Origin of the sequence: Acinetobacter seifertii (assembly GCF_016064815.1) — a bacterium.
GTDB lineage: Bacteria > Pseudomonadota > Gammaproteobacteria > Pseudomonadales > Moraxellaceae > Acinetobacter > Acinetobacter seifertii.
Window position 1 is genome coordinate 3,461,045 of the sequence record NZ_CP065820.1, and the last position, 23,738, is coordinate 3,484,782.

The 23,738-nt window shown below is 39.2% G+C and carries 23 protein-coding genes; 11 read left to right on the forward strand and 12 right to left on the reverse strand.

The genetic code is table 11. From position 1 onward, the window contains the following. Positions 1-35 precede the first annotated feature (35 nt). From I8T81_RS15970 to rsfS, 4 genes are all read left to right on the forward strand, one after another. Entirely contained in the window at positions 36-824 is a 789-nt protein-coding gene (locus tag I8T81_RS15970) for a crotonase/enoyl-CoA hydratase family protein (protein ID WP_004698630.1), read from the forward strand. A gap of 11 nt (positions 825-835) precedes the next feature. After that, on the forward strand, positions 836-1,702 hold the full coding sequence (locus I8T81_RS15975) for an NAD(P)-dependent oxidoreductase (RefSeq protein ID WP_198071634.1): 867 nt from the start codon (positions 836-838) through the stop codon (positions 1,700-1,702). Between the two features lie 16 nt (positions 1,703-1,718). Beyond that, entirely contained in the window at positions 1,719-2,513 is a 795-nt protein-coding gene (locus I8T81_RS15980) for a hydroxypyruvate isomerase family protein (protein WP_198071635.1), read from the forward strand. An 81-nt stretch (positions 2,514-2,594) separates the two neighbouring features. Continuing rightward, on the forward strand, positions 2,595-2,996 hold the full coding sequence (rsfS, locus tag I8T81_RS15985) for a ribosome silencing factor (protein ID WP_001047580.1): 402 nt from the start codon (positions 2,595-2,597) through the stop codon (positions 2,994-2,996). A gap of 82 nt (positions 2,997-3,078) precedes the next feature. Here the strand turns inward: rsfS and I8T81_RS15990 are convergent, their stop codons facing one another. Next, on the reverse strand, positions 3,079-3,459 hold the full coding sequence (locus I8T81_RS15990; RefSeq protein ID WP_198071636.1) for a hypothetical protein: 381 nt from the start codon (positions 3,457-3,459) through the stop codon (positions 3,079-3,081). 265 nt (positions 3,460-3,724) lie between these two features. Between I8T81_RS15990 and I8T81_RS15995 the strand changes: the two genes are divergently transcribed. Continuing rightward, positions 3,725-4,546 carry an SDR family NAD(P)-dependent oxidoreductase gene (locus I8T81_RS15995; RefSeq protein ID WP_198071637.1) on the forward strand — a complete coding sequence of 274 codons (822 nt, stop codon included), beginning with the start codon at positions 3,725-3,727 and terminating at the stop codon, positions 4,544-4,546. 68 nt (positions 4,547-4,614) lie between these two features. Here the strand turns inward: I8T81_RS15995 and I8T81_RS16000 are convergent, their stop codons facing one another. The 4 genes from I8T81_RS16000 to I8T81_RS16015 all read right to left on the reverse strand — a co-directional run bounded on the left by I8T81_RS16000 (position 4,615) and on the right by I8T81_RS16015 (position 9,217). Then, positions 4,615-6,153, reverse strand: coding sequence for a PT dipeptide repeat lipoprotein (locus I8T81_RS16000; RefSeq protein ID WP_198071638.1), 1,539 nt, complete (start codon positions 6,151-6,153; stop codon positions 4,615-4,617). Between the two features lie 143 nt (positions 6,154-6,296). Continuing rightward, positions 6,297-7,751, reverse strand: coding sequence for an NAD(P)(+) transhydrogenase (Re/Si-specific) subunit beta (locus I8T81_RS16005; RefSeq protein ID WP_039254926.1), 1,455 nt, complete (start codon positions 7,749-7,751; stop codon positions 6,297-6,299). Positions 7,752-7,763: 12 nt separating this feature from the next. Next, positions 7,764-8,078: a proton-translocating transhydrogenase family protein gene (locus tag I8T81_RS16010; protein WP_000230434.1), complete on the reverse strand. Its 315-nt coding sequence runs from the start codon at positions 8,076-8,078 to the stop codon at positions 7,764-7,766. An 11-nt stretch (positions 8,079-8,089) separates the two neighbouring features. Beyond that, a complete protein-coding gene (locus I8T81_RS16015; RefSeq protein ID WP_004698636.1) occupies positions 8,090-9,217 on the reverse strand; it encodes a Re/Si-specific NAD(P)(+) transhydrogenase subunit alpha in 1,128 nt (375 codons plus the stop codon). 238 nt (positions 9,218-9,455) lie between these two features. On the opposite strand from I8T81_RS16015, the gene I8T81_RS16020 reads away from it, so the two are divergent. From I8T81_RS16020 to I8T81_RS16040, 5 genes are all read left to right on the forward strand, one after another. Next, positions 9,456-10,382: a DMT family transporter gene (locus I8T81_RS16020; protein WP_198071639.1), complete on the forward strand. Its 927-nt coding sequence runs from the start codon at positions 9,456-9,458 to the stop codon at positions 10,380-10,382. A 68-nt stretch (positions 10,383-10,450) separates the two neighbouring features. Continuing rightward, complete coding sequence (locus I8T81_RS16025) at positions 10,451-10,858, forward strand: RidA family protein (protein ID WP_107973555.1); 408 nt, start codon at positions 10,451-10,453, stop codon at positions 10,856-10,858. Between the two features lie 18 nt (positions 10,859-10,876). Beyond that, a complete protein-coding gene (locus I8T81_RS16030) occupies positions 10,877-12,067 on the forward strand; it encodes an MFS transporter (protein WP_100191988.1) in 1,191 nt (396 codons plus the stop codon). Positions 12,068-12,209: 142 nt separating this feature from the next. Further along, positions 12,210-13,214, forward strand: a complete 1,005-nt coding sequence (gene dusA, locus I8T81_RS16035; protein WP_134262262.1) for a tRNA dihydrouridine(20/20a) synthase DusA — start codon at positions 12,210-12,212, stop codon at positions 13,212-13,214. 335 nt (positions 13,215-13,549) lie between these two features. Continuing rightward, on the forward strand, positions 13,550-14,059 hold the full coding sequence (locus I8T81_RS16040) for a hypothetical protein (RefSeq protein ID WP_004698691.1): 510 nt from the start codon (positions 13,550-13,552) through the stop codon (positions 14,057-14,059). Here I8T81_RS16040 and I8T81_RS16045 read toward each other — a convergent pair. Continuing rightward, on the reverse strand, positions 14,051-14,965 hold the full coding sequence (locus tag I8T81_RS16045; protein ID WP_198071640.1) for a LysR family transcriptional regulator: 915 nt from the start codon (positions 14,963-14,965) through the stop codon (positions 14,051-14,053). The two genes, I8T81_RS16040 and I8T81_RS16045, sit on opposite strands and share 9 nt — an antisense overlap. A 133-nt stretch (positions 14,966-15,098) precedes the next feature. On the opposite strand from I8T81_RS16045, the gene I8T81_RS19080 reads away from it, so the two are divergent. Further along, the gene (locus I8T81_RS19080) at positions 15,099-15,170 is read left to right on the forward strand and encodes a hypothetical protein (RefSeq protein ID WP_223848716.1); all 72 of its coding nucleotides are present in this window, start codon (positions 15,099-15,101) and stop codon (positions 15,168-15,170) included. A gap of 77 nt (positions 15,171-15,247) precedes the next feature. On the opposite strand, the gene I8T81_RS16055 is transcribed toward I8T81_RS19080, so the two are convergent. From I8T81_RS16055 to I8T81_RS16080, 6 genes are all read right to left on the reverse strand, one after another. Further along, positions 15,248-16,009, reverse strand: coding sequence for a tRNA threonylcarbamoyladenosine dehydratase (locus tag I8T81_RS16055; protein WP_198071641.1), 762 nt, complete (start codon positions 16,007-16,009; stop codon positions 15,248-15,250). 328 nt (positions 16,010-16,337) lie between these two features. Further along, complete coding sequence (gene acnA, locus I8T81_RS16060; protein WP_198071642.1) at positions 16,338-19,094, reverse strand: aconitate hydratase AcnA; 2,757 nt, start codon at positions 19,092-19,094, stop codon at positions 16,338-16,340. Between the two features lie 124 nt (positions 19,095-19,218). Then, on the reverse strand, positions 19,219-20,031 hold the full coding sequence (locus I8T81_RS16065) for a TatD family hydrolase (protein WP_198071643.1): 813 nt from the start codon (positions 20,029-20,031) through the stop codon (positions 19,219-19,221). Beyond that, positions 20,031-20,972 carry an RsiV family protein gene (locus I8T81_RS16070; protein WP_039254885.1) on the reverse strand — a complete coding sequence of 314 codons (942 nt, stop codon included), beginning with the start codon at positions 20,970-20,972 and terminating at the stop codon, positions 20,031-20,033. Before I8T81_RS16070 ends, I8T81_RS16065 begins: the two co-directional genes overlap by 1 nt. An 87-nt stretch (positions 20,973-21,059) precedes the next feature. Then, a complete protein-coding gene (locus I8T81_RS16075; protein WP_191012583.1) occupies positions 21,060-21,902 on the reverse strand; it encodes a hypothetical protein in 843 nt (280 codons plus the stop codon). Between the two features lie 69 nt (positions 21,903-21,971). Then, positions 21,972-23,564: a peptide chain release factor 3 gene (locus I8T81_RS16080; RefSeq protein ID WP_004698705.1), complete on the reverse strand. Its 1,593-nt coding sequence runs from the start codon at positions 23,562-23,564 to the stop codon at positions 21,972-21,974. Between the last annotated feature and the right edge of the window lie 174 nt (positions 23,565-23,738).

Consider the following 23,738-nt stretch of genomic DNA (forward strand, 5'->3'; position numbering starts at 1 on the left):
CTCCGCTTATCGATAAAAAAATAAGCGGGAATTTCATGGCACTTTTACGTATTGAAAAGAATAATGGCATTGCGACAGTTTATCTAAACCGTCCGGATAAACGTAATGCCATGAGTTTCGCTCTCCTCAAAGAACTTGTTTCAACGGCTAAAGCCATACAAAAAGACCGAGAGATCCGCTGTGTAATTTTGACTGGCGAAGCACAAGTATTTAGTGCCGGAATTGATTTATCTGACCTCAACAATCCTAAAAATTCTGCATTTGCGATTTGGGAGCTTGTAAAACCAGGACAAAGCCTTTTCCAAAAAGCTTTTTTGATTTGGCAAAACTTGCCTGTCCCTGTGATTGCAGCGATTGAAGGTTATTGCTTTGGCGCGGGAATGCAACTTGCGTTGGCTGCCGATATCCGTATTGCCCATCCAGAAACCAAAATGTCGATTATGGAAAGCCGCTGGGGATTAGTACCCGACATGGGGCTTACCCGCTCACTTAAAGGTTTGATTGGTGTAGACCTTGCAAAAGAACTAACCTTAACTGCGCGTGTGTTTGACGGAAATTATGCAAAAGATATTGGCCTTGTAACGCATTTAAACGAAAATCCATTACAAAAAGCGAATGCGATTGCCTCAGAAATGCTACAACGCTCACCAGATGCATTGACTGCTGCAAAACGAGTATTAGATGCAATGGAACATCAACCAGAAAAATCATTGCGTCTAGAAAAAATCTGGCAACTTAAACTATTACTTGGTAAAAATAGCAAACTCGCTCGTAAAAAAGATAAACATCCGGAAGTTAAATTTTTACCACGCCAATATAGATAAGAGCTTTGAAGATGAATTTTGATCGTAATACACCGATTGCCTTTTTAGGCATAGGGCTTATGGGAAGCCGTATGGCTAGCCGTCTTATTCAAGCAGGTTTTCAAGTTGCTGTCTGGAACAGAACAGCATCTGCTTGTGAAGAACTTATCGATATCGGCGCACACGCTCTCGATCTTTCAAACATCGGACAATACCCTGTAGTTTTAACTTGTTTAGCTGACGATAAAGCTGTGCAAGCTGTATTTGAACAAATTCAACCTCACTTAAAAGCTGGTCAAACTATTGTGGACTTCTCAAGTCTGTCTGTTGCTGCAACAAAAGCACTCGCTCAAGCTACTGCTTCACAACACGTGACATGGATTGACTCTCCTGTTTCGGGCGGTACAGCTGGTGCTGAACAAGGTACACTTGTCATTTTTGCAGGTGGAGATGCTCAAACTATTGAAGCTTTAAGCCCTGTTTATAATGTACTTTCCCAACGTGTAACACGAATGGGGGATACTGGTACCGGCCAAGCCACTAAAATTTGCAATCAACTCATTGTGGCAGCAAATAGCGCTCTTATAGCGGAAGCTGTAGCACTAGCAGACCGCGCAGGTGTAGACACGACATTACTCGCCCCCGCTCTAGCTGGTGGATTTGCCGACTCAAAACCTTTTCAAATACTTGCGCCACGTATGGCAACACATACATTCGAGCCTATTCAGTGGAAAGTTCAAACATTATCTAAAGATCTTAATAACGCGGTAACATTAGCTAAGAATTTTAATTTAGACATCCCTGTTGCACAAAAAGCTCTATTACAGCTACAAACTCACCAAAAAAATGGCTTTGCTGAGAAAGATTTAGCTACTATGATTCAAGTAGTAGAGCAATAATAAACGGAGTTTGTATATGGGTCGTCTTGCCGTTAACTTATCCATGATTTTTACCGAAGTTTCTTTAATTGAACGCTTTGCATTAGCCCATGCAGAGGGCTTTGAACATGTAGAAATCCAATTCCCATATGAACTTACCATTTCCGATATTCAAGACCAACTTGAACGCTATAACCTCAGTTTATGCTTAATTAATGTTCCTGCTGGCGACCTTATGCAAGGTGGAAATGGTTTGGCAGGTGTACCAGGCCAAGAAAAAGCATTTCGTGAAGCATTAGAATTAGCTATTCGTTATGCCACCGCTTTAAAAGTACCACGTGTCAATATTTTGGCAGGTAAGCAACCTCAAGATTCAGATTTACTTCCTTGCCTTAAAACTCTTGCAAGCAACTTAAAGCTGGCCTGTGACTTACTCACAGAACATGATATTGAACCTATATTTGAGATGATTAATGGCACAGATATGCCACGTTTTTTAGTACAGAACATTGCTCAAGCTCAAGAAATGCTAGAAGCAGTCAATCACCCTGCTTTAAAAATGCAATATGACTGTTACCACATGGCGATGATGGGTGAAGATGTACTTGAAGGGTTACAAGAAAATATTCACCAAATTGGTCACATTCAGTTCGCAGATTGTCCGGGACGCCATGAACCCGATACAGCCCAGATTCCTTACGAACAAATATTTTCTTGGATCAAACAAAGTGCTTATATGGGCTACATTGCGGCAGAATACAAACCTAAAAACGGCTCAAATCAGTCATTTACATGGAAAAACAAATATTTTTCCGATGATGTAAATATATAAACTGTTACTAGTTTCGTTTGAAATTCTGAGTGAAAACCACTATATTAGATAGTGAGTAATTGTCAGGAAAATATACCCTATATGAATTTAGAACCATCGCCCAGCGTGTCTAATTCTCACGATTTCGCAATGAACACCTCAAATAAAGACGTACAAGCTTGTCTCAAAGTCGTCCATGACGCTTTAGTTGATGTAAAAGCAAAAGATATTCTACAGTTAGATGTTAGCTCTATTAGCAACGTTGCTGATGCTATTGTTATTGCGAGTGGTACTTCTACTCGTCACGTCAAAGCACTTGCTGATAATGTTGCAGAAGAAGCTCGAAAAGCTGGTTTCCGCCCGATTGGCGTTGAAGGCGAACGAGATGCCGAATGGATCTTAATTGATCTTGGCTTTGTTGTAGTACACGTGATGCTACCGACAGCCCGCAAATTCTATGATTTAGAAAGCTTATGGCGTACTGCCCCAGAGTCAGTCGCATAAAATTTTTGCTTTTAAAAAAAGCGGCTCTTTTGAGCCGCTTTTTTAGTTGTTAAAGGTGCTATTTTTCATTACCACCTACAGTTTATTGTGTACTAACTTTTCTTTCTTCTCGAATAACTTTAAGCATTTCCTCAGTCATATTTATCTTCATTTTCTTTACAATATCACTTTGTAGCTCAGAAATTAGCTTGAGTTGCTCCTCACTTATATTTTTATAATCATCACCCGCCAATTTTTTTATATCAGTTACCCCCATCCATTCCTTTTCCTCTTGTCTACATTTATAGAAAGCATCTTCAACAATATCATTTTCATCTTTGTTCATTTTTATTTGAGACCCAACTTGTCCCATCAAACAATTTGCATATTTTTCACTTACTTCCTCAAGAGGCTCTGCCAAAGTTACCGATGAAAAGAAAAAACTGATAAATGAAATTAAAAAGAATATTATTTTTTTAACCACTTAAATTCCTTAAATAATTACTATATATCAATCAAATATTATCATTCTTAGCATCCAGTTAAAGTAAAAAATAGCCAATATAACCTCTACATCACATTAAATAAAAATAAATACCTCCATTTTTTGATTATAGAGATTAAGTGAAAGTCTCAAAGATGTCAGTCATCACCAATTTTTAAATTTGACATGACAAATTGTCAAAATTACAGCACTATAACTATTCTTAAAGTCTCATCAATAAATAGCATAACTGGAGCACTAAAAAGTGAAGATACTCATTACAGGCGCCAACACAGGGATTGGTTTTGCCACAGCAGAACAACTTGTAAAACAAGGGCAACATGTCATTTTGGCGTGTCGAAATCCTCAAAAAGCTCAAGAAGCACAAAACAAACTGCGCTCACTTGACCAAGGGCAAATCGATATCGTTTCTCTTGATTTGAACAGTCTTGAGTTAACTAAAAAAGCTGCAGATGAAATTGCAGATAAATATGGCAATCTTGATGTACTTATTAATAATGCTGGGTTATTTGCAAGAACAAAACAGCTCACAGCAGATGGTTTTGAGCAACAATTTGGCGTTAATTATTTAGGTCACTTCTTACTTACTCAAAAGTTACTCCCAGTTTTACAACAATCTCCTCAAGCACGTATTGTTCATCTTGCATCTATTGCTCATTGGGCTGGTTCAATTAAACCTAATAAATTTCGTGCAGAAGGTTTTTACAACCCCCTGTTCTATTATGGACAATCTAAGCTTGCAAACTTACTCTTCAGCAATTCACTAGCTAAACAATTTGCTGGTAGTACAATTACAAATAATGCATTACACCCTGGCGGTGTTGCTTCTGATATTTATCGTGATTTACCAAAACCAGTTTATGCAGCCATGAAAATAGGCTTAGTGCCAACATCAGTTCCTGCAAAACTTATTAAGGAAATGGCAATTGGAGACTCATGGCAAAGCCGCAATGGCGAATATGTCAGTGCACATATGCCTGACTGGAAATCGTCACATGCAAAAAATCAGCAACTGGCACGTGATCTCTACCAACAATCAATGGATCTGGTCGAAAAGTTTCTTTAAATCCTAAAAAGCAAAAAAACCACCCGAAGGTGGTTTTTTTATTTTTGAGATTGCTCTTATCTCGAAATTCAATTATTCGGCTTAATCAAATCACTATAATTCAACTTATTTATATAAACTCTATTTGCAAGCAAAAACCAACCAAGATTACCTTGATCTTGCAATCTATTATATAAAACGTTCGGAGAATCAGTGTTTCTAAGAATTGGAGCCGAATATACTTTATATGAGATGTTCATATTATTATTTAAACTATCTTTTTCAAATAAGTATCCAGTCTTATTCTTAAGATGCAAAGTATTATTATCATCAATAAGTTGATACCCATCTTTCGCTTGATCTTTTAGGAGTTTTTCAAATAAAGCTGGTGATGTATCAAAATTTCCTTCTTTGTTTAAGTTATTAACCCATCGATAACTATATTCACTTCTATCTCCAATTGTTCTCAAACATACTGGAATATCAAACAACCCATTTACCACTCCATTATTTAACAGAGATACATGAGTATATTGATATCGACAAGACTGAGATCCAAAAGCATTCAACTGATTTAAAATATTTTCCTCATCTAAATTATTATCATCTAAATTATATTTTTGATCATAACTATAAATATTACTATTTTTTAAATTTTTAACAAACAACAACTTAATATGATTTTTATCAATATTATAAATGGATTTTAACAAATACCCTTGCTTAGCTTTTCTTTCTCTCTCATCAGCAATAAGCAAATAATTACCAGTGTCAATATTATTACTAATATCTACTAAATCATATGAATATTTATCTTCTGATTTTTTAAACTTAATAAAGATATGTGACTTATCCCCACCTGCAACCATCCTATTTAAAATAAAATCTTTATACAAAATGTAACCCTCTGTTCCAAATTGATTAGCTTTTACTATTAAATCATCATATGTAGTTGCAGGAACTACTCTATATTGAGCTTCATCAACATAATCACTAGGTTTTCTTAAACTATAAGCAGGAGCTGCAGCACGAACTCTACAATTTATATCTTTTGCAACATCAACCTCATCAAGATATTTTTTTATTTGAGAAGGATCGTCTAGATATTTTTTTTGTGTCTCAGACAAAATATCTGTCCCAAGTACACAATATGTATCATCATTCTTAAAAGCAATAATTCTCGTACTCCCCCCCTCATCTTCATTGCCCCAAAAACCAATTATTCTTGGGTTTTTTAACCATACAACATTATAACTATAGGGTGTATTCTCAAATTTCTGCGTATGCCCTATATTAGTAATATATTGAAAAGATGAAGCTATATCATATTCATCAATAACATTACCTGTACAATCAGCATTTTGATAAATACGCTTTTCTATAGTTAAACGTATTTCATCACTATTTCCATTTTTATAGCTTACATAAGTATCCAAATTTCCATTATCACAAACTCCTTTCTGCCAAGTCCCCAAAAGGCGATCTGGTAAAGATAATGTAGGATTTGTAGGATTTGTAGGATTTGTAGGATTTGTAGGATTTGATACAGAATCTTTTGTTCCATTACCACACCCTGAAATACTAAATAATAAACAAGTAATTAAAATATTATTAGTCAATATTTTCATAATAATTTTCCACTTTTATTTCGCCTTAAAAAATAACACATTTATTACGTTTACTAAATAAATTCTTTTATTAATAAAAACTTTTCAATATATTATATTGAAATAAAAAACCACCCGAAGGTGGTTTTTTATTTCAAAATAACTTAGTGACCTGTACCATTAATTGATTTAGTCATATCTTCAACAACTTTCTTAGCATCACCAAAGATCATCATTGTTTTTTCGTTATAGAACAAATCGTTGTCTAGACCTGCATAACCTGTTGCCATAGAGCGCTTAATCACCATGATTGTACGTGCTTTATGCGCTTCAAGAATCGGCATACCATAAATCGGTGAGCTAGGATCATCTTTCGCTGCTGGGTTTACAACGTCGTTTGCACCAATGACAAGTACTACGTCTGTTGCAGGGAAGTCTGAGTTAATCTCATCCATTTCCAAGATGTCTTCGTACGCCACGTCTGCTTCTGCAAGCAATACGTTCATGTGTCCAGGCATACGACCAGCAACTGGATGTATCGCAAAACGAACGCGAACACCTTGCTCTTTTAGAATTTCACACAATTCTTTTACAGCATTTTGTGCACGACCTTGCGCCATACCATAACCCGGTACAATCACAACGCTGTCTGCATTTGACATCAAGAAGCCAGCATCATCAGCAGAACCTGAACGGTAGTTACGCTGAACTTGCTCACCCTTAGCAGCTGTAGAAACTGCCGCACCGCCCATCGCACCACCAAACAATACGTTGATGATTGAACGATTCATTGCTTTACACATGATGTACGACAGAATCGCACCAGATGAACCTACGAGAGAACCCGCAACGATCAACATGTTGTTTTCAAGGGTAAAACCAATACCTGCTGCTGCCCAACCAGAGAATGAGTTAAGAAGCGACACCACCACAGGCATGTCACCACCACCTACCGGTGCAATCCATACCCAGCCAAATGCAAGTGCAAGTGCTGTCATTGCCCAGAAAGCAGTCATGTTGCCAGTTGTGAAGAAGTAGAAACCACAAGCCAACATCGCAACAAAGATAAGTGCTTGAACAGGTTTAACCCATGCACCAGAAATTGTTTTAGCCCATTTTTTCGCAGCCAATTTACCATATGCGAATACAGATGCAGTAAAGGTAATCGCACCAACGAAACACCCCACAAACAATTCAAATAGATGAACCTTGCTCATGTGTGCATGTTGTACGCCAGCTGCAGTCAAAGCCGCCTCATTTTGAGCAAACAGTGCAGTTAATTGGTTGTTATGTAAAATTGCAGCTATTGCAATAAGGACAGCAGCTAAACCCACCAATGAGTGCATAAGCGCAACAGTTTCAGGCATTTGTGTCATTGGCACTGTACGTGCACGTGCAATACCCACGATTGCGCCTAACACCATTGCCCCAACGATCATCCAGATGACTGGGTTGTTGGCAACAAAGAAGGTCGTTATAACAGCAATCGCCATTGCGATCATACCGTAACGGTTACCTTGAATTGCTGTTTTAGGGCCAGACAAGCCACGAAGCGTCAAGATAAAGAGGATTGCGCCCACAAGGTACAACCAGTTTGCATTTGCTTGAATAAATTCCATGTCAAAGCCCTCTTATTTCTTTTGCTTAGGCTTGAACATTTCCAGCATGCGCGCAGTTACTGCGAAGCCACCGAAAATATTAATGCTTGCTAAAAATACTGCAATTGCACCGAGTACACTCACCACATTCACACTTTGAAATGCAACATTCGCATCTACACCTAAAACAGGTAGACCTACAGTTTGCAACATCGCACCAACAACAATAATTGATGACAATGCATTAGTTACTGCCATAAGTGGCGTATGCAAAGCTGGTGTAACACCCCAAACAACGTAATAACCTACGAAGATGGCAAGGACGAAAATTGTAATAGTTTCAACCATGAGAAATCTCCTTAACCACGCTTAAGCAGCACTTGACCGCCATGAGTGACCAATAGGGCTTTTTGGATTTCGTCTTCTTGATTAATCGCAAAGTTTTTCTCTTTGTCGAATAAAGTTTCTACGAAATTAAAAACGTTACGTGCATATAAAGCAGAAGCTTCTGTTGCCACAGTTGCTGGAATATTTGGAACACCCAAAATTTTCACACCATTTTCTGTAAAAACAGTCTCGCCAACTTTAGAACCTTCAACATTACCGCCAGTTTCAACTGCCATATCTAAAATGACAGAACCTGGTTTCATCTTGGCAACAGTTTCAGCTTTAATCAGACGCGGCGCATCACGACCTGGCAACAATGCGGTTGTAATCACGATATCGGCATTAGAAACAGCTTTATCTACAATCGCAGCTTGGTCTTTAATGTATTGCTCACCCGGCATCCAGCCATAACCATTTTTTGCTGCATCTGCCGCACGTTGTTGCTCTTCTTCAGACATTGGTACGTCTAACCATTTACCGCCTAAAGACTCAACTTGATCTTTGGCTGTAGGACGTAAGTCTGTTGCTTCAACAACTGCACCCAAACGTTTTGCAGTAGCAATCGCCTGAAGACCTGCAACCCCAACTCCCATAATCACAACACGTGCAGGTTTCACAGTACCAGCAGCAGTCATAAGCATTGGGAACATGCGTTGATATTCGGCAGCAGCAAGTAAAACTGACTTATAACCAGCCAAGTTTGCCTGAGAAGACAACACATCCATGTTTTGTGCACGAGAAAGCGTACGAGGAAGCAATTCCAGAGCAAAAGCAGATACTTGCTGATTGGCAAATTGATCTAGCTCGGTATTACGATAAGGATCAAACATTGCTACAACAGCTGTATTTGCTGCAAGTTTTTGAATTTCCCCGCCTTGTGGCGCACGAACTTTCAAAATAATTTGACTACCCGTATAGGCATCATCCGTAATGGTTGCACCGACCTGTTCATAAGCACTGTCAATATACGCAGCCTTTACACCAGCACCACGTTCAATCACAACGCTATGACCAGCGCTAATCAACTTCTTTACTGTCTCTGGCGTAGCAGCTACACGATTTTCACCGACGACAGTTTCGGTTGGGATTCCGATCTGCATGAGCGTTCCTCAAGCTAATTTCTCATTGTCAAAAACATTGCAAACTGCAATGTTTCCCCCATGTGTATTCTTTGTACAGAATTTGGATTCTAATTGAACTTTTTGAAAATACCACCCACTATTTATTTAATAAATACCCATATTTTGAACTGATGATTCACGATATTTGACTTGGAGTGTAATATAGGAAGATTTTTATTTTTTTGCAGACAATAGTCTCTCTTATACAGTCCTGTATATGAAAATTTCTTTATCTTCGTTTCAAATTGGGTCTTTTTTTGCGCTTTGTTCTGCTTTTCTATTCAGCACAAAAGCAATCTTTATTAAACAGACTTATGCCCTTTCTCCATTAGTAGACGGTACAGTCCTGATGGCTTTACGCATGTTAAGCGCTTTACCGTTCTTTCTACTCATTTGCTGGTTCAATAGGCATCATAATCAGGACAGAAAAAAGAAGGATTGGCTAATTTTAATTTTTGCTGGTCTATTAGGCTACTACTTCGCTAGTTGGCTCGATTTCATGGGTCTCATGTTTATTAGCGCCTCTTTAGAGCGGATTATCTTATTTTTATATCCAACACTTACCGTGATCGCATCAAGCCTGCTCTATAAACAAAAATTAGATGTAAAAAGTTTATTCGCCATTTTTCTTAGTTATGGTGGAACCGTATTGGTGATGCTTCAAGAGCATAACAATGCACCAATTCAGGGCAAGTTTTGGTTAGGAACAAGTTTTGTATTTGCAAGTGCTGTAGCCTTTGCTGGTTATTTACTGCTAACTCCACCATTAATTAAAAAATTTGGTTCTTGGAATTTCACAGGCTTAGCGCTCACTATCGCCTGTATTGGTGCATTAACGCATTACGCTTTGAGTACGACTCACCCTATTCAGCTTATATTACAACTTCCCTCAAGCGTCATTTGGTATGGGGTCGGCTTAGGCTTTTTAGTCACCGTGTTACCCACCGTTATGCTCATACAAAGCATTGAACGTCTGGGCGCATCACAATCTGCAATGATTGCTTCAATAGGACCAGTTTTAACAATTTTACTTGCCGTTCTTTTCTTAAATGAACATCTCAATATGTGGCAATGGGTGGGCTGCCTACTCAATATTGTAGGTGTGATGATGATTACCCTTAGAAAGAAAAGACTAAAACATTAAATCTTCTTGACCTCAACTTAAGTTGAGGTTGGATACTCATCTAAATTTTACTGAACGGTTGAGTTCCAATGAATAAAGAAACTTTTAAAATCATAAATCCCTCTACTTTATATAATCCAACACCGAATGCTTACAGTCATGTTGCCGTAGTCCAAAATTTTAACAACATTATTCATGTTGCGGGTCAAGGTGGTGAAGATTCAAAAGGTGAGCTCAGCTCAAATTTTCAAGAACAAGCCACTCAAGTTTTTAATAACATTCAACATGCTTTAACTGCGGCAGATGCAAAAATTTCTGATATTGCGGTTTTAAGAGTTTTAATTGTTGACCACTCGGATGAAAAACACCAAATTTTAATTAAAATCATGCAAAATCTATGGAAAAATCATCCTTTTCCAGCCTGCACGCTCATTCCTGTACCACGCCTTGCATTAGAACGCATGCTTATTGAAGTTGAAGCAACGGCATATACCTAATAAAACTGAGAGAACATCATGTCTACCCCTGAAGATATCAGTCAAAATAAACCTTTGCTTTGGTTGATGGCAGCAGCATGTGGCTTATGTGCAGGTGTGAATTATTACTGTCAACCACTAATTCACTCTATTCAGCAAGAGTTTGCAGTAACTCAAGCGCAAGCCGCTTTAACAGTAACATTTGCTCAGGTGTCTTATGCCCTCGGTTTGCTCTTTATTGTTCCGATGGGTGACATCGTCAATAAAGCTAAGGCTATTCCATTTTTAATGGTGCTTTGCGCAGTTGGTTTATTTACTTCTGCGTTTGCTGTTAACTTACCTATGCTCTGGATCGGTACAATTTTGGCAGGCTTGTTTTCTGTTGCTGCCCAAGTTCTTATTCCACTTGCAACTATGACAGTCAAACCTGAAAAAACGGGTGAGATTATTGGCTTTTTAATGAGCGGGTTATTGGTCGGAATTTTACTCTCGACCAGTCTGGCTGGTTTATTTTCCAATCTTTTTCATTGGAAAGTCGTTTATGTAGTAAGCGGTATATTAATGCTGCTATTGGCATTTACTTTAAAAAGTCGCCTGCCTTATGTATTGCGTATGAAAATGAACTATGGGCAAATCTTTGTTTCTATGGCTCAGCTTTTAAAGCAAGAGAAGCGATTATTATTAAGAGCGCTTACTGGTGCCTTCGCATTTGCAGCAGTCAGTATTTTGTATTCCACTATCGCACTACTACTCACCTCGGCACACCATTTGCCAGATCTATTTATCGGACTCGTTCCTCTAGTTGGTATTTTTGGTGCATTATCAACCCGCTATATTGGTAAATATGCCGATCAAGGCTATACAAAATTACTTACATGGATGGGCTGCGGGCTATTTTTAGTCAGCTGGATCTGCTTCTACTTCGGACAAACTCTACTCTTCGCTTATGTTATTGGATTTGCTTTAATTCAATTAGCACTCGCACTTGTCCACACCAGTAACCAAAGTATTATTTTCCGTTTACGTCCAGATGCTAAATCTCGTATTAATGCTATTTATATGACCACTTACTTTATTGGTGGTGCAGCTGGTTCAGCATTAGGAATTTTTGCATGGAATCATGGTGGGTGGAGCATGACATGCCTTGCTGGTGTGGGACTCGTTGTGTTTTGCATTTTATTTAGTGTGATTGATGCTTTCTTACAAAAAAAGCAGCTAGCTCAGCCATAACCTAACTTGTTAAAAATCATCTTTCTATCCCCAACTCAAGGGCGGTTATAAATTATACGGCTAAAAGCCCCTGTCGATTCAGGGCTAAACCCCGTATAATGCTGCCCTTTCTTTAATTTAGCGACTTTTGGGTCTATTGATTATGCAATCACTTCAATCGTTACAACCTCGTATTTCAGTTGCCCCAATGATGGACTGGACTACAAAGGATTACCGATTCTTTGCAAGGTTGTTTAACCCAAACGTTGTGCTGTATACCGAAATGGTAACGACAGGCGCGATTTTATTTGGCGATGCAAAACGCCACTTGGACTATAACGCTCAAGAACACCCAATCGTACTGCAACTCGGTGGTTCAAACCCACAAGAACTTGCCACTTGTACAAAAATGGCTGAAGACTGGGGCTATGACGAAGTCAACCTGAATGTAGGTTGCCCAAGTGACCGTGTACAGAATAATAAAATCGGTGCATGTTTAATGGCAGAACCAGACTTGGTCGCTGAATGTATTCATAGCATGCAAAAAGCGGTGAATATTCCAGTAACGGTAAAGCACCGTATCGGTATTGATGACATGCAGTCTTATGAAGAAATGCTGCACTTTGTAGATACTGTTGCGGCAACGGGCTGTACTCATTTTGTTGTGCATGCCCGTATTGCAATATTGAAAGGTTTGTCTCCGAAAGAAAACCGCGAAGTACCACCACTACGCTATGAAGATGTTTACCGTTTAAAGCAAGAACGTCCACATCTAACTATTGAAATTAATGGTGGTATTAAAACTTTTGCTGAAACTCAAGTTCATTTACAGCATGTTGACGGCGTGATGATTGGCCGTGAAGCATATCACAACCCTTACCTACTTGCTGAGCTCGGCCAACTCTGGAACTTAGAAGCACCAGACCGTTTCGATATTATGGAACAAATGCTGCCTTATATTGAGCAACGTATGGCTGAGGGTGCACCACTCTCTATCATTACCCGTCATATTTTAGGTTTATTTCAAAACTTACCAGGTGCACGTAAATGGCGTCAGGCATTGAGCGGTGGAAATGCGAAAACTTTAGCTGATGTCGAGAATGCAATTCGAAACATGCAAGCTGCCATCATTCGTACTGAAGAATATGTAAAAGAGCATCAGGTTTAAGCGCGCTCAGCGCCTTTAAATTGTAAGAAAATGTGGCATTTTAAATCAGAGACTTAGATTTTGAGTATATTCGCAAATGTCGGCTCAAAATATTCAAATTTAAGCTCTGATTTATTATTTAAAATTAATAATATCAAGTAATTAAATTTCACTGATTTCAGCCACCCTTTTAAGTAGGCTTTTTTTCTCAGTTAGAAATAAAAACTGGAAAAAAGATACGTTATTACATAACATAAACAAAACATTTAAGTTTGGGCAATTAGTATCTCTGAACGCCACAGGTAGGTGGTGATTTTCTAAATACGGATATAGGTAGTACGGGTAGAGATTTCACGATGATTATTTATGACGGACAAGTAGCTGATAACTATATGTATCAGGATTCAAATCAGGCAGCGATTGTTGTATCACACAGCACACCAAGCCTTCCTTATCCCTTCACCATGAAACCCAATAATCACCGCACTGAAAGCAACACCCCACCAGCCATAGATGTAGAAAAATTCGTAGCAAAATTAGAAAGTGTTACCTCTAGACGCAGTAAAGCTCGTTGTGCACGTAGCATTCGTCTTGCACTTGAATCTGCTGGTGCCGATGTTGAAAACCATCCAATTGCAGCATCTGATTGGGGTGATACCCTGAAAAAGATCGGCTATAAAGAAATTGATCCAGCTTTTGATGAGCCACAAGAAGGCGACATTTACATCATTCATAGAACCCGTAATCACGTTTATGGGCATATTGCTGGTTACACAGGTAGTGAATGGGTTTCTGACTTTAAACAAAGCAGTTATGACGTCTATAAAGATGATAGCGTTACTTATACTTACTACAGATTAGGCTAATTCATTTTTAAGATAAAACATTTGATGAATTTGCTCGGCACAGCGTTGAATCATTTCATCATGATCTTTTCTATAGACCAACTGAACTTCTGAAAGTGACAAATAATCTGCCAAAGGTAATAGCTTGACCTGATGGGGCAATATTTTCTCAAACTCTTGGGGAACAATACTAATTCCCAAATTTGCAGAAACCAATTGTAGCTGCGAAATCTTACGAGACTGAATTGGGGCTTTTTGTGGAGTAAATCCTGCAGCTAGACACAGATTTGCCACCAAATAACTTAAGCCCCCTCTTTCCGCATAAGGTGTAGCTACAAAATGCTCATTTTTTAAGTCTTTTAAATAAACCTTTTCTTCTTTAGTAAACTTAGAATGATCAATATGGACAGCTACCATTAAAGGCTCTTCATATAATTTAAGAACATTCATGTCTTCTAAGGTGTGCCGGACGGGCGGCCGAATAAAACCAATATCAATTTCACCATTCATTAAAGCTAGAATTTGATGCTCAGACGACAAAGTATTTATCTCAAAATTTATATGTTTGGCTAAGCTAATTTCTTTTAATATATGAATCTTTCTCTCATCCATAATAATACTGCTCGAGTGAGCAATTTTAATCTGGCGATTTTTTCCTTCAGCAATGTTCTTAGAAACTCCAATGATTTCATTTAAATAGTGCATATTATTTTTTATTTTTTTATAGAAAACCTCTCCTGCCGTTGTAAGCTTTACTTTCTTATCAGTGCGATCAAATAACTGAAAATCAATTTCTTCTTCTAATAGCTTCATTTGTCGACTTAAAGCAGACTGAGCAATAAAGAGCTTTTCTGATGCAGCAGTAAAACTCCCTTCTTCTACAATTTTTATAAAATATTGGAATTGTTTTAATGTGAACATTACCATCTCAAAATTAGATTATTAGGTCTATTTTCTATATTAGATTAGATAGATTGCCTTCGCTAGAATTTTATCAAGACCACTCACTTGATTGAATTATTCATGAAGTATTTTAAAGGTTTCACCATCTTTACTGTCGTTGTTCTACTTTTATGGTGTTTTAAATTTTACGATCAGCAGCTTCCAGCACAGCCCAAACACGACACTATAGAGTTATATGATTAAATAGTTTTTCTCAAAAATAAAAGGCATGCACTCATATAAGCGCATGCCTTTTCAATATTTAAATTAGGCTTTCTTTAAATCGAGCTTTTTAAAAACTTCAGCCACAGCAATCATGGCAAAACTTGAAGTCACCACTACTGCGGAACCATAACCACCACAGCGGAGGCCAGCTGATGGGCAGACGTCTGCACTAGAAAATGGATTATCAGTTGAATAAACACAGGTAATACCAAATTTCTCTTTTGGCTTTTTACAGATGCCGCGAGCACGAAGTTGACTACGTAGCTTCGCTAACATTGGGTCTTGTTCTGTTTTTGATAAATCAGCCACACGAATTTTAAGTGGATCAAGCTTACCACCCGCTCCGCCCGACACAATCAAAGGTATTTTGTTAAAACGGCAATGAAGCATTAAAGCCAGTTTTGCTTTAACGTCATCGATGCAGTCCAAAACAATGTCTGGTACAGGGTTTAAAAGCTCTGTGACATTTTCAGGTGTTAAGAAGTCATCAATAATATTAACTTTAATACGTGGGTTAATTTGACGACAACGCTCCGCCATAATTTCAACTTTTTCACAACCCAGAGTTGATGTCATTGCAGGTAGCTGACGGTTTACATTTGATGCTGCAACCACGTCCATATCTACCAGCGTGATCTCGCCAATACCTGTACGTGCTAAAGCTTCTACCGCCCAACTGCCGACCCCACCAATACCAATCACCATCACATGACTTTTTTCATAGTGCTGGAACGATGAATCACCATAAATTTTGGCTACACCTGCAAAACGGCGGTCATATTCATCTTGTTGGAGATCGGTCATTGCTGCTCTTTGAGGGGATATAAAACACGGGGAGTATTTTACTGCTTTTCAAAACCAAATTGCTACTTGGCACTAGCCAGCTATCTGATTGGTGCCAAAGCCATTCACAGCCTGTCGAGCATCGACAAGATACTGTTTTTGCAAAACGTAAGATGCTAATTAATATTGAACAGGTTCTGTGAATGGCAATGGTTTTGCCTACTTTTGCCGAAACAAAAGTAGGGTTATGAGCTACTGCTATTAGAATTTTTACGGGAGGACCCCGTCGTGATAATTCTTCCAATACCAACCAATAAAAATATTGATTGGTATTAATCTCAAGACAACATTAACCAGCAATCAAATTCCGCAGTACATAATGCAAAATACCTCCTGCTTTAAAGTACTCAACCTCATTTAACGTATCAATTCGGCATAACACATTAAAGTGGCTGGCTACTCCATTTGGCCCTTTTACATCAACTTCTAGAATTTCATGGGGCTGAATACCATCCGATAAACCACGAATTGAAATAACCTCATGACCAGTTAAATTGAGGGACTGTCTGGTTTGTCCATCAACAAACTGGAGTGGCAACACCCCCATACCCACCAAGTTTGAACGGTGAATACGCTCAAAACTTTCGGCAATCACGGCTTTTACACCTAACAAGTTCGTTCCTTTGGCAGCCCAGTCACGAGAAGAACCTGTTCCGTATTCTTTACCAGCAATAATCACAAGCGGTGTATGCTCTTGTTGATAACGCATTGCTGCATCATAAATGGCAAGCTTCTCACCACTTGGTACATGAATAGTATTACCGCCTTCTTCACCGCCGAGCATTTCGTTTTTAATACGAATGTTGGCAAAGGTACCTCGCATCATGACTTCATGATTACCACGTCGTGAACCATAAGAGTTGAAGTCTTTTGGCTCAACACCTTGCTCTTGTAAATATCGGCCTGCCGGACTGTCTTTTTTGATATTACCTGCTGGCGAAATATGGTCAGTCGTTACCGAGTCACCTAGCACTGCCAAAATACGTGCCTGTTCAATATTTTTAATCGGTTTTGGCGGTTCACCAATCCCTTCAAAGAATGGCGGGTGACGAATATAAGTCGAGTCATCAGCCCATTCGTAAGTTTTACTTTTTGGAATCTGAATCGATTGCCAGCTTTCATCGCCATCAAATACTGCAGCATATTCTTTGTGGAACATGTCGGTATTTACTTTTTGCAGCACTTCATCAATTTCTGCTTGGCTTGGCCAGATATCTTTTAAGTAAACAGGTTGTCCATCTTTACCTTCCCCGATGGGTTGCGTCGTTAAGTCGGTACGAATATTACCAACTAAACCGTAAGCGACTACCAAAGGTGGCGAAGCAAGCCAGTTTGTTTTAACTAATGGGTGTACACGCCCTTCAAAGTTACGGTTACCCGAAAGTACAGACGCTACGTTTAAATCATGGCACTGAATTGCATCTTCAATAGGTTCTGGTAGAGGACCTGAGTTACCAATACATGTTGTACAACCATAACCCACCAAGTTATAGCCCAACTCATCTAAATATGGCGTAAGCCCAGCAGCCAACAAATAGTCCGTCACAACTTTAGAGCCAGGTGCAAGTGAACTTTTTACCCATGGTTTACGCTGCAAGCCTTTTTCAATGGCTTTTTTAGCAAGTAAACCTGCTGCCAGCATGACACTAGGATTAGAAGTATTGGTACATGAAGTAATTGCTGAAATGACGACATCGCCATGATTTAAAGGATACTTTTCTCCATCAATTACACAAGACGGGCTTTCATGCTGAATATTGGCTTTGGTCGCTTCTACAGCCGTACCACCACCGCCTTCATTTTCCAAACGCTCTTTAGCTTCTTTTACAGGCTTTAGATTTAACTCCATTAAGGCATTAAATGTTTTAGGCACTTCTGACAACAATACACGGTCTTGTGGGCGTTTTGGACCAGCTAGACTTGCCTGAACCGTACTCATATCTAAACTTAACGTATCGGTGAAAACTGGTTCATCGCCAGCATTACGCCATAAGCCTTGAGCTTTGCTGTACGCTTCAACCAATTCAATACGGTCACTTTGACGACCAGTAAGCTTCAAATACCCCAAAGTCACTTCATCGATTGGGAAGAAACCACAAGTCGCACCATATTCAGGTGCCATATTGGCAATAGTTGCGCGGTCAGCAAGTGGTAAGTCGGCTAAACCGTCTCCATAAAATTCTACAAATTTACCCACCACACCTTTTTGGCGAAGCATTTGAGTAATAGTGAGCACCAAGTCGGTCGCTGTAATCCCTTCTTGTAATTTACCTGTGAGTTTAAATCCAATCACCTCAGGAATAAGCATAGAAATAGGTTGGCCTAGCATGGCAGCTTCTGCTTCAATACCACCAACGCCCCAACCCAATACACCTAAACCATTAATCATCGTGGTATGCGAGTCTGTACCGACCAAGGTGTCAGGGAAAGCAAAAGTTTGGCCGTTATCTTCACCGAGCCATACTGCTTGAGCTAAATATTCTAAATTGACCTGATGACAAATACCTGTACCCGGAGGCACGACACTAAAGTTATTAAACGCAGATTGTCCCCAACGCAAAAATTGATATCGCTCACCATTACGTTGCATTTCAATTTGAACGTTTTCTTCAAAAGCCTGATCATCGGCAAAATGGTCAACCATCACAGAGTGGTCAATGACTAAGTCTACAGGTGATAACGGATTAATTTTTTCAGGGTCTCCACCCGCTTGTGCCATAGCTGCACGCATGGCAGCCAAGTCAACCACAGCCGGAACACCCGTAAAATCCTGCATTAAAACCCGTGCAGGTCGGTACTGAATTTCTTGATCTGAACTACGGGTTTTTAACCACTCTGCTAAAGCATGAATGTGTTCTGTTTTAACGCTATGCTGATCTTCAAACCGTAATAAGTTTTCCAACAGTACTTTTAATGATTTCGGCAGTTTGGCAATGTCACCTAGCTTTTTCTCGGCTTGGCTTAAGCTAAAAATCTGATAATTGCTGGAACCTACTGTTAGCGTCTGTAGAGCATTAAAACTATTGATATTGCTATACTTAGCCATTGGGTTATCCTCCCATGTCTGGCAATGTTATTTTTCACGTTTTTACATGTTGTTTTCTTACTTTAAGCTTCTTTTCTAATCGCTGTGTTTTGTTTTAGTTAATATTTCTAATCTTTGATTTTTATTACGATAATTTCAAAGCAGATAGAGAGTTTTTCCACAGTTTTTCGGCTAAATCTGACTCAGCCATATTTAAATTTTCGGCCAAACTTTTGAGTACAAACGGTAAGTTTACAGGAGTATTGCGAGTACGCTGCTCAGCAGAGGTTTGACAGCAAAGTGGTGTCATATCTGGGCAGTCCGTTTCTATTACCAAATGCTCGGCACCTATAGTTTGCACAACGGTATGAAGCTTTTTCGCATTTGGGTTAGTCACTTGCCCTGTTACACCAATTTTAAAACCGAGTTTAATTAGCCCTTTTGCCTCTTCTACACCACCACTAAAGGCATGTGCAATTCCACCGAGTTTAAACTTATGGGCTTTTAATAATGCAAGCACATCGCCATGCGCCTTTCGAATATGAAGCAGCACTGGTTTTTGGTATTGCGTTGCCAGTTCTAACTGGTCAGCAAAATACTGCTTTTGCTTAGCATATATATCGGGCTGCTTATGTTCTTTCAAGAAAGTATCTAAGCCAATTTCCCCCACTGCCACGCAGTCTTCTTGCTGTAAAATTTGTTCAAGATGAGAAAGATGCTCTGGCCTGTGCTGTTCAATATAAAACGGATGCAATCCCGGCGCTAAATAAGAAGTAGGCACGTTGTCCCACTGCTTGAGCTGATGATGGGTATGTATCAACTCATCAAAACGTGACTGTAAAAAGCCAATTAATACCAAAGCATCTACACCCACTTTCTTAGCCTCAAGGGCTAACTGTTGCCGATCTTCATCAAAATCGGCAACATCAAAATGGGTATGGGTATCAAACAAATGCATTAGCTAGCACTTTTTGCAACGGGAGCCGAAGCTGGTTTGGCTTTAGGCTGTGGCAAATATTCTTCTTTCAACACATCTTGCAATTGGTCATATGGAATGACTAAACGAGGCAACCCAACTACGTAAGGCCCAATTTCGTACTCACCATATTGAAGAATCAAGCCCTGATCACCTAACAAGAAGTTCTCTGTAAGTTTAAATGGCCATGCTTGTTCATATTCACTCACACTATTGGCAAGCTTTGAGTCGGTCACCCAAGCTTTAAATACTTCATGTGCTAACTTTTCTAAAGCCGCTTTTTTCTGCGGGCGTAATAAGTCTTCAAGTTTGATGTGCTTTTGTTCTTTTAAATCAAAATTATAATATTGCTGTGCTGCCGAACCATGTGCACCACCTAAATAGCTACTGCTATTAACGACAACGGTTACCACTTTACCTTGTGACTGTATAATTTTAGGTTTCACTAAAAGGTTAATTTGATGATTATTACTTAGCGCTTTTAATTCGTTGTCTAAGCCAACAAATGAATTTGCATAGCGCTGAACTTCAACATCAAAACTATCTTGTTGGTTAGCAGCAGCAACTGCAGAGGCCTCTGTATTTTTATCAGTTTTTCCTGCTTTTTGATCTGGCTTCGCAATTTCAAGAATCTGACCAAGTGCTTTTAAAACTTGTTGGTCAATAATCTTATCAATGAAAGGATAGTTACTTTGCAGGCGCTCTACTCTAAAGTCTGGGCAAGTTTTACCACTACAGTCTGGCAAAACCACCTTACTAGGAACTGTTTCCCCTTTTAAAGTCAGCTCTACTGGCTTTTGCTCAACCACTGCGGGTTTTTGCTGATCTTCCGATTCTTTAGGATCACTTTTAGGCTGACATGCCACTAAAAATAACGCAGAAGCAAGTAGCGTTAAACGGAACGAGGCCTTAGAAGTTAACATCATATTTTGCCTTTATTCTGAGAAGATTATGCATAACTGATATGAAGTTAGCGCATCTATAAGTAGGTTGCAAATTCTGCTACCAACTTAGAACATTTGTTCATAAACCTCAGGTTGTAATATTTTTTTAGTTTGCTCTGTCGTTAAATAAATATCGAGCTGAGGAGCATCTTTGGTAATCTGATTTGCCTGATAATGCAAACCTACACCTTCACCATCAAAGAACCAGTCTGCTTGTCCCCAATATAAGGTTTTTGGGGCGTCTTTTTTGACGTCAGCGCTTTGCTTTTTGAGCCAGTCTTGATAAGCAGTTTGCACAATTTGATGCACAGTGGTTTGTTGGTCTTTTTGAAGTACATCAAGCAAAGTTAAACTTTTATGCAATTTACGGTCAGCCACAAAAAAATAATAACGATCTTTTATCGTGACTTCTTCCTGTTTACTATCCAAAGCTAATTGCAATAAAACATACTGATTACGCTGCGAAGCAATGCGCGTATGAATGTGTAACTCATAGGCACGGTTTTTAGAATATTTATCTTGCCATTCATCAGACTTTTTGACGTAAGCATCTACTGCTTGTTGCAAGCTCAAATCTTTTTTCAAATCAATTTGAGTCTGAATGACTTTCGCCTGATTTTTTTCAATCCAGCTATTTAACCAAGTATCTTGAGTTTTTATCGTTTGAATATCGACATCAATACAGTTTTTCTTTTCACAAAAAGGCACTGCATAATTCGCTTTAGTTTCGGTCAAATTTAAATAAGGTAGTACCTCTGCTTTCTCAGCAGAGTGATCTTTAGCAGAAGCTACATTTTTTTGAGAGGATGATGAGGACTGAGTACCCTTCCAGACAAATGCAGAAATAGCAGAAATTAATGCTATGGCTGCAACTACAAGCGCAATAATTGCTTTTTTACTCAAATTCATTTCATCATCCTTTCTTATTTTTCAAAACAAAACAGCTTCTATTCGAAGCTGTTTGTTATGTTTACATGATTAGTGTTCACGAGTGTTACGGAACTGAATGTCAGGCCAACGCTCTTGCATAATCTGCAAGTTCACTCGGCTTGGAGCAAGATACGTTAAGTGACCGCCACCATCAATTGAAAGCTGGTCGTGTGCTTTTTTCTTGAACTCATTAAGAATCTTGTCATCATCACAATGAATCCAACGCACAGTATTTACACTTACTGGCTCGTAAACACAGTCAACTTTATATTCTTCTTTCAAGCGGTAAGCAACAACGTCGAACTGAAGCACACCAACTGCACCCACAATCAAATCATTGCTAATTTGCGGCATAAACACCTGAGTTGCACCTTCTTCAGACAACTCTTTCAAACCTTTTTGCAACTGTTTTGACTTTAATGGGTCTTTCAAACGTACACGGCGGAACATTTCTGGCGCGAAGTGTGGAATACCAGTGAAGTGCAAGTTTTCGCCACTAGTGAAAGTATCACCAATCTGGATTGTACCGTGGTTATGTAAACCAATAATATCCCCCGGCCATGCTTCTTCTAAATGCTCACGCTCACCAGCCAAGAAAGTCAACGCATCACTAATGCGGACTTCTTTACCAATACGCACGTGGTTCATTTTCAGGCCTTTCTCGTATTTACCTGAACAAATACGCATGAACGCAATACGGTCACGGTGTTTAGGGTCCATGTTGGCTTGGATTTTAAATACAAAACCAGAGAAACCTTCTTCTTTCGCTTCAACCACACGCTCTTGCGTTGGGTGAGCTTTAGGTTCAGGTGCCCAGTGCATAAATGCATCTAGAACGTGGTCAACACCAAAGTTACCTAATGCTGTACCAAATAGAACAGGTGTTTGTTTACCTTGTAAGAAAAGCTCGCGGTCTAATGGTTCATTTGCCATTTGTACAAGCTCAAGCGACTCTTCAAATGAAGCCCAAGCTAACTCACCTACTTTTTCACGAATATCGGCATGGTCATAACCATCACGCACTTCAATATCTGTAATCGTTGAACCAAAACCTGCTTTGTACACATACAATTTATTTTCAAGAATATTGTATACACCAGCAAAGTCACGACCCATACCAAGTGGCCATGTAATTGGTACACAACGAATGTTTAAAACGTTTTCGATTTCGTCTAACAACTCAAGTGGCTCACGAATTTCGCGGTCCATTTTGTTGACGAAAGAAATAATTGGTGTGTCACGCATACGACACACTTCCATCAATTTGATGGTACGCTCTTCGACACCTTTTGCACCGTCAATTACCATGAGTGCAGAGTCAACCGCGGTAAGCGTACGATAAGTATCTTCCGAGAAGTCTTCGTGCCCCGGTGTATCGAGTAAGTTAATCGTGTGACCTTTATATGGGAACTGCATAACAGACGTGGTGATCGAAATACCACGTTCTTTTTCCATTTCCATCCAGTCAGATGTAGCTGCACGGTCAGATTTACGGCTTTTTACCATCCCTGCAACCTGAATCGCTTTACCCCATAACAACAGTTTTTCTGTCATGGTGGTTTTACCGGCATCGGGGTGGGAAATAATAGCAAATGTGCGTCGTTGAGCGACCTGTGCCGCTAACTCATCTTTAAAACTCATGAAATACACCTACTGCGGAGATTGCAGTGCCAAAGATCTAAAGTCGATCAAAATAAAAATTGGCGTAATTGTAGCAGATTTATAGGTACTGTTTAGAGATTGTTGAGTTGTCTACCCGTGTTTTCATGTCGGGAATATTTTTCGTGAAGTCCTAAAGAACTCATAGCATTCACC